This window comes from Shigella sp. FC1544 (assembly GCF_001722145.1).
GTDB classification, from domain to species: domain Bacteria; phylum Pseudomonadota; class Gammaproteobacteria; order Enterobacterales; family Enterobacteriaceae; genus Escherichia; species Escherichia coli.
On the sequence record NZ_MECT01000027.1, the window covers coordinates 1 to 12,284 of the forward strand.

Consider the following 12,284-nt stretch of genomic DNA (forward strand, 5'->3'; position numbering starts at 1 on the left):
AAAAACGCGCGGGATATCAGTCTGCTGAGGTATATGCCGGCCTGACACAGGCTAAGTGTGCCCGGGAATCGGTGCAAGTATAAAAAACAGCCTGTTGCGGTATAAGAATCGACCATGCAGAGAGAGAAAACACCGGAGTGGAGGGAAAAGCAGAAAAGCTCACGTGGCATAAGGCGCGGACAGGGGTATCGCTTAGTTTTTCAATTTCCTATACGTGAACCGACTTCGCGAGAGAGTTTTTCCAGGAAACGATAGTCGTCATAACTGAGAGCAGTTTGCGCCACGGTGCTACCATCAGCGGCCTTCTGTACCAGCGCGCCGTTATAAGTAATGCAGTAGTCGCCCGGCTGTTCCATATGCAGCTCTTTCAGGTAGTTGTGAACGCCTGCATAAGGGCGACCCGTCGTTAGCACGACATTCACGCCACGGGCGCGAGCTGCGGCAATCGCATTTTTAACGGCGGGTGAAATGGTGTGATCGGGCAGCAGAAGGGTGCCATCCATATCGATAGCAATGAGTTTGATAGCCATGAGTTCCCCAGGTAGATTAGTTCCTGACCCATGCTAACGCGATTCCGCTCAAAAATCAGTACAACACCCGAGGGAAAAGGGGGATGCAACGCGGGTTGCATGCTCCCCATTTGCTTAGCGGAAGAGTTTCCCTTTCAGCAGTTCCATACCTGCGGAAAGCAGATCGTTATTGGCTTGTGAAGACACTTCACCTTGCGGTGAGAGCGCATCAATAATCTTCGGCAATTGTTCTGCCAGTAAACTGGAAGCCGTACTGGTATCCACGCCAAGTTTTTGCCCGAGATCGGACACCGCATTTGTGCCGAGCGCCGATTCCAGTTGCTCGCCGCTAACTGATTGATTGCTCTGCTGATTACTCAACCAGGTTGAGAGAATGGCCCCTAAGCCGCCACTTTGCAGTTTTTCCAGCAGCACCTGAATGCCGCCCTGCTCCTCAACCCAACTTAAAATAGCCTGATATTTCCCCGCATCGCCTTTCAGAAAGGCACCGACAACTTCATCAAAAAGCCCCATGATAATCACCTGTAAAGCGTTACGTGTTGACCCAAAAAGTATAGATCTGCGGGATGATAATTGCGGATTGCAGAAATAAAAAGGGCGGAGATGATCTCCGCCCTTTTTTTATAGCTTCTTGCCGGATGCGGCGTTAACGTCTTACCTGGCCTACAAAATCATTAAAATTCAATACATTGCAAGATTTTCGTAGGCCTGATAAGCGTAGCGCATCAGGCATGCTCGCATGGTTAACGCCATTAAATATCAATATTCGCCGCTTTCAGGGCGTTCTCTTCAATAAACGCACGACGCGGTTCTACGGCGTCGCCCATCAGCGTGGTGAACAACAGGTCAGCGGCAATCGCATCCTTAACGGTAACGCGCAGCATACGACGACTTTCCGGGTCCATGGTGGTTTCCCACAGCTGTTCCGGGTTCATCTCGCCCAGACCTTTATAACGCTGGATGGAGAGACCGCGACGAGACTCTTTCACCAGCCAGTCCAGCGCCTGCTCGAAGCTGGCTACCGGCTGACGACGCTCGCCACGTTCGATAAATGCATCTTCTTCCAGCAAGCCACGCAGTTTCTCACCCAGCGTGCAGATACGACGATATTCGCCACCAGTGATAAATTCGTGATCCAGCGGATAGTCAGTATCCACACCGTGGGTACGCACGCGAACAATCGGCTCGAACAGGTTTTGTTCGGCATTGGTGTGGACATCAAACTTCCACTGGCTGCCGTGCTGTTCTTTGTCGTTCAGTTCGCTGACCAGCGCGTTCACCCAGCGGGTAACGGTCTGCTCATCAGAGAGGTCGGCTTCCGTCAGCGTCGGCTGATAGATAAGCTCTTTCAGCATTGCTTTCGGATAACGACGCTCCATGCGGTTGATCATTTTCTGCGTCGCGTTGTACTCAGACACCAGTTTCTCTAACGCTTCGCCAGCCAATGCCGGTGCGCTGGCGTTGGTGTGCAGCGTTGCGCCGTCCAGCGCGATAGAGATCTGGTACTGATCCATCGCTTCGTCGTCTTTAATGTACTGTTCCTGCTTGCCTTTCTTCACTTTGTACAGCGGCGGCTGAGCGATGTAGACGTGACCGCGTTCAACGATTTCCGGCATCTGACGATAGAAGAAGGTCAACAGCAGCGTACGAATGTGCGAGCCGTCGACGTCCGCATCGGTCATGATGATGATGCTGTGATAACGCAGTTTGTCCGGGTTGTACTCGTCACGACCGATACCACAGCCAAGCGCGGTGATAAGCGTCGCCACTTCCTGAGAAGAGAGCATCTTATCGAAGCGCGCTTTCTCAACGTTGAGGATTTTACCCTTCAGCGGCAGAATCGCCTGGTTCTTGCGGTTACGCCCCTGCTTCGCAGAGCCGCCCGCGGAGTCCCCTTCCACCAGGTACAGTTCGGAAAGCGCCGGATCGCGTTCCTGGCAGTCTGCCAGTTTGCCCGGCAGGCCCGCTAAGTCGAGCGCACCTTTACGGCGGGTCATTTCACGCGCGCGACGCGCCGCTTCACGGGCACGGGCAGCATCGATAATTTTGCCAACCACGATTTTCGCGTCGGTTGGGTTTTCCAGCAGGTATTCTGCCAGCAGTTCGTTCATCTGCTGTTCAACCGCCGATTTCACCTCAGAAGAAACCAGTTTGTCTTTGGTCTGGGAGGAGAATTTCGGGTCCGGCACTTTTACGGAAACGACCGCAATCAGGCCTTCACGCGCATCGTCACCGGTGGCGCTGACTTTGGCTTTTTTGCTGTAGCCTTCTTTGTCCATGTAGGCGTTCAGGGTACGGGTCATCGCCGCACGGAAGCCTGCCAGGTGGGTACCGCCGTCACGCTGCGGAATGTTGTTGGTAAAGCAGTAGATGTTTTCCTGGAAGCCATCGTTCCACTGCAACGCCACTTCGACGCCAATACCGTCTTTTTCGGTGGAGAAGTAGAAGATATTCGGATGGATCGGCGTTTTGTTCTTGTTCAGATATTCAACGAACGCCTTGATGCCGCCTTCATAGTGGAAGTGGTCTTCTTTGCCGTCACGCTTGTCGCGCAGACGAATGGAAACGCCGGAGTTGAGGAACGACAACTCACGCAGACGTTTCGCCAGAATTTCATATTCGAACTCGGTCACATTGGTGAAGGTTTCGAGGCTGGGCCAGAAACGCACCATGGTGCCGGTTTTTTCAGTCTCGCCGGTAACCGCCAGCGGAGCCTGCGGTACACCGTGTTCGTAGATCTGACGGTGAATTTTACCCTCGCGCTGGATAACCAGCTCCAGTTTTTGCGACAGGGCGTTTACTACCGAAACACCAACGCCGTGCAGACCGCCGGACACTTTATAGGAGTTATCGTCAAATTTACCGCCTGCGTGCAGAACGGTCATGATCACTTCCGCCGCCGATACGCCCTCTTCCGGGTGAATACCGGTCGGAATGCCGCGCCCGTCATCCTGTACAGAGACAGAGTTATCGGCGTGAATGGTGACGATAATTTCTTTACAGTGACCCGCGAGCGCTTCGTCGATAGCGTTATCTACCACCTCGAATACCATGTGGTGCAGACCGGTGCCGTCATCCGTGTCGCCGATATACATACCCGGGCGCTTACGCACCGCATCCAGCCCTTTCAGGACTTTGATACTGGAGGAGTCATAAGAATTCGACATCAACGTTTCTCGCTCATTTATACTTGGGTTAATCCGTTATTTTACCCTTTTCCACGGTAAACATCTTCGAATTTTCGTCCGACATGTCTATAACGTGTTCAGCACTGATCGCGCTGACAAAGACCTGTGATTGCGTCGCTTTTAAGCGGCTGGCAAGCAGCCCGCGACGCTCATCATCAAGCTCAGAGGCAAAATCATCTATCAGGTAGAGACACCGCCGCCCGCTTTCACGGGTGAGGAACTCTCCTTGCGCCAGACGTAAGGCGCACATCAACAGCTTAAGCTGCCCACGCGATAAGGTATCTTCCACCGGCGCACCGTCGGCGCGAATGCGTAAGTCCGCTTTATGCGGGCCATGCGCGGTGTAGGTTAGCTGGCGATCGCGTTCAAAATTACGTTCCAGCACCTCAGCATATTCTGTCTCTTTCTCCCAGCCGCGCTGGAAAGAGAAAGTCAGAGAAAACTCAGGGAGAAATTGCTTACAAGTATCGGCCATATCAGCCGCGATACCGGCGCTATACTCCGCGCGCCAGGTGCTGATTTGCTCCGCCAGCGGGATCAGCTCTTTATCCCACGGGCGTAGCTGTTCGTAACGTGTCACCTGGCGCAGCGCCGCATTGCGCTGCTTGAGCAATCGCTTGAGATTGCTCCAGGCGGTGAAAAATCCGGGTTCGTTGTGAAAGCATGCCCAGTCGAGAAATGCTCTTCTGTATTTGGGGCCGCCGTTGAGTAAAGTAAACCCTTCTGGCGTTATCAGCTGCATCGGCATCAGGTGCGCCAGCTCCGCGACTTTATGCCCGTCAGTACCGTCGATGCGGACTTTGCTGTCGCCTTGTTTGTCTTTGGTTAAGCCAATCGCCGTCTCGCGCTCTTCGCCCTGTAATCGCCCATGGAGAACAAATGCCTCCTGCTCATGGCGAATGACGCGACCAATCTGCAAACTGCGAAACGCCCGACCATGGCCGAGCGTATAGATGGCTTCCAGCACGCTGGTTTTGCCACTGCCGTTGGCACCTACCAGAAAGTTAAAGCCGGGAGATAAGGCGAGATCCGCGGTTTCGATATTGCGGAAATCGCGGATCAACAAGCGGGTGAGGGACATTACAGTCTCATTGGCATGACAACATAAGCCGCGCTCTGGCTGGCCGCATCTTCAATCTGCACGCTGGAAACCGAATCGGTCAGCATCATGCGGACGTTTTCGCATTTCAGCGCGTTCAGAACATCCAGCACATAGCTGACGTTGAAGCCGATTTCCATCTCCGCACCGCTATAGGTAACGTCGAGGATCTCTTCCGCTTCTTCCTGTTCCGGGTTGTTGGCAGTGATTTTCAGCTGGTTTTCGCTGACATAAAGACGTACGCCGCGGAATTTCTCGTTAGAGAGAATTGCCGCACGGGCAAACGCCTGCTTGAGCAGATCGCAGCCAGCTTCCAGATGTTTGTCCGGGTTCTTCGGTAGAACGCGGCGGTAATCCGGGAAGCGACCATCCACCAGTTTGGAGGTGAAGATAAAGTCGCCAACGTGGGCACGAATGTTATTGCTGCCAATCTGCACGCGCAGCGGATTGTCGCCGCCGTCGAGCATACGCATCAGTTCAATCACGCCTTTACGCGGCACGATCACCGAATGGCTTGGCAAAGATTGACCAATTGGCATTGAACAGACTGCCAGACGGTGACCATCGGTCGCTACGGTGCGCAGTTCTTCGCCTTCGGTTTCAAACAGCATACCGTTTAAGTAATAGCGAACATCCTGATGCGCCATCGAAAACTGGGTCGCTTCAATCAGACGCTTCATCGTCGCCTGCGGCAGGGTAAATTCGACTTCGCTCTGCCAGTCATCGAGGTTCGGGAAATCCGCCGCTGGCAGGGTAGACAGCGAAAAACGGCTACGCCCGGAGCGCACCAGCATCCGTTCACCTTCCAGCTGCACGGCAATTTCCGCGCCTTCAGGCAGACCACGGCAGATATCAAAGAATTTGCGCGCCGGAACGGTCGTTGCTCCTGGCTCGTGTGGCTGAACCAGCGCAACACGTGCCACCATTTCCATCTCGAGATCAGTACCGGTCAGCGACAACGTACCGTCAGCAACCTGTAACAGCAGATTACCGAGAATCGGTAGCGTAGGACGACCACCTAACGGACCGCTCACCTGTTGTAGCGGTTTTAATAAATGCTCACGTTCTACGGTAAATTTCATAGGTTTACGATGACAATGTTCTGATTAAATTTGAAAAATCTTCTTTGATATCGTGGCTCTCTTCACGCAACTGCTCGATCTTACGGCAGGCATGAAGCACCGTCGTGTGGTCACGACCACCAAACGCATCGCCAATCTCCGGCAGACTGTGGTTAGTCAGCTCTTTCGCCAGCGCCATCGCCATCTGGCGCGGACGCGCCACCGAGCGGGATCGACGCTTGGAAAGGAGATCCGCGACTTTGATCTTGTAGTACTCCGCCACCGTCTTCTGAATATTGTCGATGGTGACCAGTTTTTCCTGCAATGCCAGCAAGTCGCGCAGCGCCTCACGCACGAAGTCGATGGTGATCGCCCGTCCGGTAAAGTTGGCATTGGCAATGACGCGGTTCAGCGCCCCTTCCAGCTCACGTACGTTAGATCGTAGACGCTTGGCGATAAAGAACGCCACTTCGCCCGGCAAACGAATGTCGTTTTCGTCGGCCTTTTTCATCAGGATCGCCACACGGGTTTCCAGCTCTGGCGGTTCGATCGCCACAGTCAGTCCCCAACCGAAGCGGGATTTCAAACGATCCTCAACGCCGTTGATCTCTTTCGGATAGCGATCCGAGGTGAGAATGATCTGTTGATTACCTTCCAGCAGGGCGTTGAAGGTATGGAAAAACTCTTCCTGAGATCGTTCTTTATTAGCAAAAAACTGAATATCGTCGATCAGCAGTGCATCTACGGAACGGTAGTAGCGTTTAAACTCTTCGATCGCGTTGTTTTGCAGGGCTTTAACCATGTCCTGAACAAAGCGCTCGGAGTGCATATAAACCACTTTGGCATTCGGCTTGCGCGCCATAATGCCGTTACCCACCGCATGCAGCAGGTGAGTTTTACCCAGACCCGTGCCGCCATAAAGGAACAACGGGTTATAGGCACCGCCAGGGTTATCCGCCACCTGGCGAGCCGCCGCGCGCGCCAGTTGGTTAGATTTACCTTCAACGAAGTTATCAAACGTGTGTTTGACGTTTACGTTAGAACGATAGGTCGGTTCTGCCGGGGCCGGGACGTTATCCCAACCTGAGCGCGTAGAAGGCGCAGCACGTTGCGGCTGCGTTTGCGCCACCTGTGCAGGGGCCGCGACGTTGCTCGTCACTGCCGCTTGTGGCGTTTGCGTCACCGGTTTGGTGCCGACTTCAAAACGCAGCTGTGGGGCATCCGCTCCGCAGAAACTGGTTAGCAGTCCATTGATATTATTAAGGTACTTGTCCCGTACCCAATCGAGGACAAAACGGTTTGGCGCGTACAGGGCCAGCGTGTTATCGCTCAGTTCCGCCTGCAATGGGCGTATCCACATACTGAATTCTGTGGCTGGTAACTCATCCTGCAATCGGGCAAGACACTGCTGCCAAAGCGAAAGTGACACGGCGGACTCCACTCGAACAAAAGTCGATAATGACTAAGGCTGAAACATTCATGATTGTTGACGTACGTCGAAAAGACCCTGCTTGAGGGTGACGCACGAACCGCTGTCTGCGGTTATATGCCCGATCAAGATCCTGCAAAACGATCGGGACCGCGGATCATAGCCTAAACTGCGCAAGAGATCTTCTGTTTCTCACAGATTTTCCCGATTTATCCACAGGACTTTCCAGAACTCGCTAAGTGTAAACGATCCTGCCGCGAGGCGGGCACGATTTACGCCGCATATTGAAAAATTTAATGACCATAGACAAAAATTGGCTTAATCGATCTAATAAAGATCCAGGACGATCCTTGCGCTTTACCCATCAGCCCGTATAATCCTCCACCCGGCGCGCCATGCTGGTTTCCACTGGTGTGAGGTCGTACATTTTCCCTGCGAAAAGGTGCGGAAAAGCGCGGTAAATAAGGAAAGAGAATTGACTCCGGAGTGTACAATTATTACAATCCGGCCTCTTTAATCACCCATGGCTTCGGTGTCCATCGTTTCATTTTTCGGCGGATATCCAATAAAGCCATTGAATTTATTCAAGTTTAGGTAGAAATCGCCATGAAACGCACTTTTCAACCGTCTGTACTGAAGCGCAACCGTTCTCACGGCTTCCGTGCTCGTATGGCTACTAAAAATGGTCGTCAGGTTCTGGCACGTCGTCGTGCTAAAGGCCGCGCTCGTCTGACCGTTTCTAAGTAATAAAGCTAACCCCTGAGTGGTTAAGCTCGCATTTCCCAGGGAGTTACGCTTGTTAACTCCCAGTCAATTCACATTCGTCTTCCAGCAGCCACAACGGGCTGGCACGCCGCAAATTACCATTCTCGGCCGCCTGAATTCGCTGGGGCATCCCCGTATCGGTCTTACAGTCGCCAAGAAAAACGTTCGACGCGCCCATGAACGCAATCGGATTAAACGTCTGACGCGTGAAAGCTTCCGTCTGCGCCAACATGAACTCCCGGCTATGGATTTCGTGGTGGTGGCGAAAAAAGGGGTTGCCGACCTCGATAACCGTGCTCTCTCGGAAGCGTTGGAAAAATTATGGCGCCGCCACTGTCGCCTGGCTCGCGGGTCCTGATAGCCCTCATTCGGGTCTATCAACGCCTGATTAGTCCGCTACTCGGGCCGCATTGTCGTTTCACTCCAACCTGTTCAAGCTACGGAATTGAGGCATTGCGCAGGTTTGGAGTGATAAAAGGCAGTTGGTTGACGGTGAAACGCGTATTAAAATGCCACCCTTTACACCCTGGTGGTGACGATCCCGTCCCGCCCGGACCATTTGATACCAGAGAACACTAACGATGGATTCGCAACGCAATCTTTTAGTCATCGCTTTGCTGTTCGTGTCTTTCATGATCTGGCAAGCCTGGGAGCAGGATAAAAACCCGCAACCTCAGGCCCAACAGACCACGCAGACAACGACCACCGCAGCGGGTAGCGCCGCCGACCAGGGCGTACCGGCCAGTGGCCAGGGGAAACTGATCTCGGTTAAGACCGACGTGCTTGATCTGACCATCAACACCCGTGGTGGTGATGTTGAGCAAGCTCTGCTGCCTGCTTACCCGAAAGAGCTGAACTCTACCCAGCCGTTCCAGCTGCTGGAAACTTCACCGCAGTTTATTTATCAGGCACAGAGCGGTCTGACCGGTCGTGATGGCCCGGATAACCCGGCTAACGGCCCGCGTCCGCTGTATAACGTTGAAAAAGACGCTTATGTGCTGGCTGAAGGTCAAAACGAACTGCAGGTGCCGATGACGTATACCGACGCGGCAGGCAACACGTTTACCAAAACGTTTGTCCTGAAACGTGGTGATTACGCTGTCAACGTCAACTACAACGTGCAGAACGCTGGCGAGAAACCGCTGGAAATCTCCACCTTTGGTCAGTTGAAGCAATCCATCACTCTGCCACCGCATCTCGATACCGGAAGCAGCAACTTCGCACTGCACACCTTCCGCGGCGCGGCGTACTCCACGCCTGACGAGAAGTACGAGAAATACAAGTTCGATACCATTGCCGATAACGAAAACCTGAACATCTCTTCGAAAGGTGGTTGGGTGGCAATGCTGCAACAGTATTTCGCGACCGCGTGGATCCCGCATAACGACGGTACCAACAACTTCTATACCGCTAATCTGGGTAACGGCATCGCCGCTATCGGCTATAAATCTCAGCCGGTACTGGTTCAGCCTGGTCAGACTGGCGCGATGAACAGCACCCTGTGGGTTGGCCCGGAAATCCAGGACAAAATGGCAGCTGTTGCTCCGCACCTGGATCTGACCGTTGATTACGGTTGGTTGTGGTTCATCTCTCAGCCGCTGTTCAAACTGCTGAAATGGATCCATAGCTTTGTGGGTAACTGGGGCTTCTCCATTATCATCATCACCTTTATCGTTCGTGGCATCATGTACCCGCTGACCAAAACGCAGTACACCTCCATGGCGAAGATGCGTATGCTGCAGCCGAAGATTCAGGCAATGCGTGAGCGTCTGGGCGATGACAAACAGCGTATCAGCCAGGAAATGATGGCGCTGTACAAAGCTGAGAAGGTTAACCCGCTGGGCGGCTGCTTCCCGCTGCTGATCCAGATGCCAATCTTCCTGGCGTTGTACTACATGCTGATGGGTTCCGTTGAACTGCGTCAGGCACCGTTTGCACTGTGGATCCACGACCTGTCGGCACAGGACCCGTACTACATCCTGCCGATCCTGATGGGCGTAACGATGTTCTTCATTCAGAAGATGTCGCCGACCACAGTGACCGACCCGATGCAGCAGAAGATCATGACCTTTATGCCGGTCATCTTCACCGTGTTCTTCCTGTGGTTCCCGTCAGGTCTGGTGCTGTACTATATCGTCAGCAACCTGGTAACCATTATTCAGCAGCAGCTGATTTACCGTGGTCTGGAAAAACGTGGCCTGCATAGCCGCGAGAAGAAAAAATCCTGATTCGGTGAGTTTTCGCTAAAATAAGGGCGGTCAGTTGACCGCTTTTTTCTTTTCGTAGGGCGGATAAGCACCGCGCATCCGCCACACAAAGCAACAGGAACATCATGAGCGATAATGACACTATCGTAGCCCAGGCCACGCCTCCGGGACGTGGCGGCGTTGGCATCCTGCGCATCTCCGGCTTCAAAGCCCGTGAAGTTGCCGAAACCGTGCTGGGTAAACTGCCTAAGCCGCGCTACGCCGATTATCTTCCGTTTAAAGACGCCGACGGCAGCGTGCTCGATCAGGGGATTGCGCTATGGTTCCCTGGCCCGAACTCGTTCACCGGCGAAGATGTGCTGGAACTGCAAGGTCATGGCGGTCCGGTGATCCTCGACCTGCTGTTAAAACGCATTCTGACCATTCCCGGCCTGCGGATTGCTCGCCCTGGTGAGTTTTCCGAACGCGCGTTTCTTAACGATAAACTTGACTTAGCCCAGGCCGAGGCGATTGCCGATCTTATCGACGCCAGTTCGGAACAGGCGGCCCGTTCGGCACTTAACTCGCTGCAAGGCGCATTCTCCGCACGGGTTAATCATCTGGTAGAAGCCCTCACCCACTTGCGCATTTACGTCGAAGCGGCAATTGATTTCCCCGATGAAGAGATCGATTTCCTCTCCGACGGAAAAATTGAAGCCCAGCTCAATGACGTTATTGCCGATCTTGATGCAGTGCGTGCTGAAGCACGTCAGGGTAGTTTGTTGCGCGAAGGGATGAAAGTGGTGATTGCCGGACGTCCTAACGCCGGTAAATCGAGCCTGTTAAACGCGCTGGCGGGGCGTGAAGCGGCAATCGTAACCGATATCGCCGGAACTACGCGTGACGTGCTGCGTGAGCATATCCACATTGACGGAATGCCGCTGCATATCATCGATACCGCCGGGCTACGTGAAGCCAGTGACGAAGTAGAACGTATTGGTATCGAGCGCGCGTGGCAGGAAATTGAACAGGCCGACCGCGTGCTGTTTATGGTCGATGGCACCACAACAGACGCCGTGGATCCGGCAGAGATCTGGCCGGAATTTATTGCCCGTCTGCCAGCGAAACTGCCGATCACCGTGGTGCGCAATAAAGCCGATATCACCGGCGAAACGCTGGGAATGAGTGAAGTGAACGGTCACGTGTTAATTCGTCTCTCGGCAAGGACTGGTGAAGGCGTGGACGTGCTGCGTAACCATCTCAAACAGAGCATGGGCTTTGACACCAACATGGAAGGCGGCTTCCTGGCGCGTCGTCGCCACCTACAGGCGCTGGAACAGGCAGCGGAACATCTACAACAGGGCAAAGCGCAACTGTTGGGAGCCTGGGCAGGTGAACTGCTGGCGGAAGAGTTGCGTCTGGCACAGCAGAACTTAAGCGAAATCACCGGGGAATTTACTTCAGACGACCTGCTGGGGCGGATTTTCTCCAGCTTCTGTATTGGTAAGTAACCGCGCTTACGAAGCCGTATTCTGACTGTCAGATGCGGCTTCGCTTCATTGTTAGCACTCCTGTTATTCCTCAACCCTTTTTTTAAACATTAAAATTCTTACGTAATTTATAATCTTAAAAAAAGCATTTAATATTGCTCCCCGAACGATTGTGATTCGATTCACATTTAAACAATTTTAGAATAGACAAAATTCTTGAGTATTATACTGTAGCCTCGTGTCTTTCGAGGATAAGTGCATTATGAATATCTTACATATATGTGTGACCTCAAAATGGTTCAATATCGACAATAAGGGTAATGCTGCCAACTTACTGATTTAGTGTATGATGGTGATTTTAAGGTGCTTGCGTGGCTTCCATTTCCATCAGATGTCCTTCCTGCTCCGCTACTGAAGGCGTGGTGCGTAACGGCAAAAGCACTGCCGGACATCAGCGCTATCTCTGCTCTCATTGCCGTAAAACATGGCAACTACAGTTCACTTACACCGCCTCTCAGCCCGGTACGCACCAGAAA

General features: G+C 53.1%; 13 protein-coding genes and 1 pseudogene. 8 read left to right on the top strand and 6 right to left on the bottom strand.

The features are described 5' to 3' along the window. Nucleotides 1-215 precede the first annotated feature (215 nt). The 6 genes and pseudogenes from BGK49_RS02290 to dnaA all read right to left on the bottom strand — a co-directional run. A pseudogene (locus BGK49_RS02290) lies at nucleotides 216-530 on the bottom strand (HAD-IIB family hydrolase); the annotation flags it as partial. 114 nt (nucleotides 531-644) lie between these two features. Further along, a complete protein-coding gene (locus tag BGK49_RS02295; protein WP_001446320.1) occupies nucleotides 645-1,043 on the bottom strand; it encodes a YidB family protein in 399 nt (132 codons plus the stop codon). 239 nt (nucleotides 1,044-1,282) lie between these two features. Next, on the bottom strand, nucleotides 1,283-3,697 hold the full coding sequence (gyrB, locus tag BGK49_RS02300; RefSeq protein ID WP_000072066.1) for a DNA topoisomerase (ATP-hydrolyzing) subunit B: 2,415 nt from the start codon (nucleotides 3,695-3,697) through the stop codon (nucleotides 1,283-1,285). A gap of 28 nt (nucleotides 3,698-3,725) precedes the next feature. Next, entirely contained in the window at nucleotides 3,726-4,799 is a 1,074-nt protein-coding gene (gene recF, locus BGK49_RS02305) for a DNA replication/repair protein RecF (protein ID WP_000060105.1), read from the bottom strand. Beyond that, nucleotides 4,799-5,899: a DNA polymerase III subunit beta gene (gene dnaN, locus BGK49_RS02310; protein ID WP_000673464.1), complete on the bottom strand. Its 1,101-nt coding sequence runs from the start codon at nucleotides 5,897-5,899 to the stop codon at nucleotides 4,799-4,801. The genes recF and dnaN overlap by 1 nt, the downstream gene beginning before the upstream one ends. A gap of 4 nt (nucleotides 5,900-5,903) precedes the next feature. Continuing rightward, nucleotides 5,904-7,307: a chromosomal replication initiator protein DnaA gene (gene dnaA, locus BGK49_RS02315; protein WP_000059111.1), complete on the bottom strand. Its 1,404-nt coding sequence runs from the start codon at nucleotides 7,305-7,307 to the stop codon at nucleotides 5,904-5,906. Nucleotides 7,308-7,603: 296 nt separating this feature from the next. On the opposite strand from dnaA, the gene BGK49_RS28940 reads away from it, so the two are divergent. The 8 genes from BGK49_RS28940 to BGK49_RS25060 all read left to right on the top strand — a co-directional run. Next, on the top strand, nucleotides 7,604-7,684 hold the full coding sequence (locus BGK49_RS28940; protein ID WP_120795392.1) for a protein YsdD: 81 nt from the start codon (nucleotides 7,604-7,606) through the stop codon (nucleotides 7,682-7,684). A gap of 229 nt (nucleotides 7,685-7,913) precedes the next feature. After that, on the top strand, nucleotides 7,914-8,054 hold the full coding sequence (gene rpmH / locus BGK49_RS02320; RefSeq protein ID WP_000831330.1) for a 50S ribosomal protein L34: 141 nt from the start codon (nucleotides 7,914-7,916) through the stop codon (nucleotides 8,052-8,054). 16 nt (nucleotides 8,055-8,070) lie between these two features. After that, on the top strand, nucleotides 8,071-8,430 hold the full coding sequence (gene rnpA / locus BGK49_RS02325; RefSeq protein ID WP_000239730.1) for a ribonuclease P protein component: 360 nt from the start codon (nucleotides 8,071-8,073) through the stop codon (nucleotides 8,428-8,430). Beyond that, nucleotides 8,394-8,651, top strand: coding sequence for a membrane protein insertion efficiency factor YidD (yidD, locus tag BGK49_RS02330; RefSeq protein ID WP_001307474.1), 258 nt, complete (start codon nucleotides 8,394-8,396; stop codon nucleotides 8,649-8,651). The genes rnpA and yidD overlap by 37 nt, the downstream gene beginning before the upstream one ends. Before the next feature lie 2 nt (nucleotides 8,652-8,653). Continuing rightward, on the top strand, nucleotides 8,654-10,300 hold the full coding sequence (gene yidC / locus BGK49_RS02335) for a membrane protein insertase YidC (RefSeq protein WP_000378260.1): 1,647 nt from the start codon (nucleotides 8,654-8,656) through the stop codon (nucleotides 10,298-10,300). Between the two features lie 104 nt (nucleotides 10,301-10,404). Beyond that, nucleotides 10,405-11,769, top strand: a complete 1,365-nt coding sequence (gene mnmE, locus BGK49_RS02340) for a tRNA uridine-5-carboxymethylaminomethyl(34) synthesis GTPase MnmE (RefSeq protein WP_001554587.1) — start codon at nucleotides 10,405-10,407, stop codon at nucleotides 11,767-11,769. 241 nt (nucleotides 11,770-12,010) lie between these two features. Then, entirely contained in the window at nucleotides 12,011-12,091 is an 81-nt protein-coding gene (tnaC, locus tag BGK49_RS31570; RefSeq protein WP_064721318.1) for a tryptophanase leader peptide, read from the top strand. A gap of 28 nt (nucleotides 12,092-12,119) precedes the next feature. After that, a partial coding sequence (locus BGK49_RS25060; protein ID WP_047664789.1) for an IS1 family transposase occupies nucleotides 12,120-12,284 on the top strand: 165 nt, incomplete at its 3' end.

What these genes read in the sequence shown, in the direction of transcription:
- BGK49_RS02295 (WP_001446320.1), bottom strand. Translation starts at nt 1,043, where the DNA reads ATGGGGCTTTTTGATGAAGTTGTCGGTGCCTTTCTGAAAGGCGATGCG.
- gyrB (WP_000072066.1), bottom strand. Translation starts at nt 3,697, where the DNA reads ATGTCGAATTCTTATGACTCCTCCAGTATCAAAGTCCTGAAAGGGCTG.
- recF (WP_000060105.1), bottom strand. Translation starts at nt 4,799, where the DNA reads ATGTCCCTCACCCGCTTGTTGATCCGCGATTTCCGCAATATCGAAACC.
- dnaN (WP_000673464.1), bottom strand. Translation starts at nt 5,899, where the DNA reads ATGAAATTTACCGTAGAACGTGAGCATTTATTAAAACCGCTACAACAG.
- BGK49_RS28940 (WP_120795392.1), top strand. Translation starts at nt 7,604, where the DNA reads ATGACCATAGACAAAAATTGGCTTAATCGATCTAATAAAGATCCAGGA.
- rpmH (WP_000831330.1), top strand. Translation starts at nt 7,914, where the DNA reads ATGAAACGCACTTTTCAACCGTCTGTACTGAAGCGCAACCGTTCTCAC.
- yidD (WP_001307474.1), top strand. Translation starts at nt 8,394, where the DNA reads ATGGCGCCGCCACTGTCGCCTGGCTCGCGGGTCCTGATAGCCCTCATT.
- yidC (WP_000378260.1), top strand. Translation starts at nt 8,654, where the DNA reads ATGGATTCGCAACGCAATCTTTTAGTCATCGCTTTGCTGTTCGTGTCT.
- mnmE (WP_001554587.1), top strand. Translation starts at nt 10,405, where the DNA reads ATGAGCGATAATGACACTATCGTAGCCCAGGCCACGCCTCCGGGACGT.
- tnaC (WP_064721318.1), top strand. Translation starts at nt 12,011, where the DNA reads ATGAATATCTTACATATATGTGTGACCTCAAAATGGTTCAATATCGAC.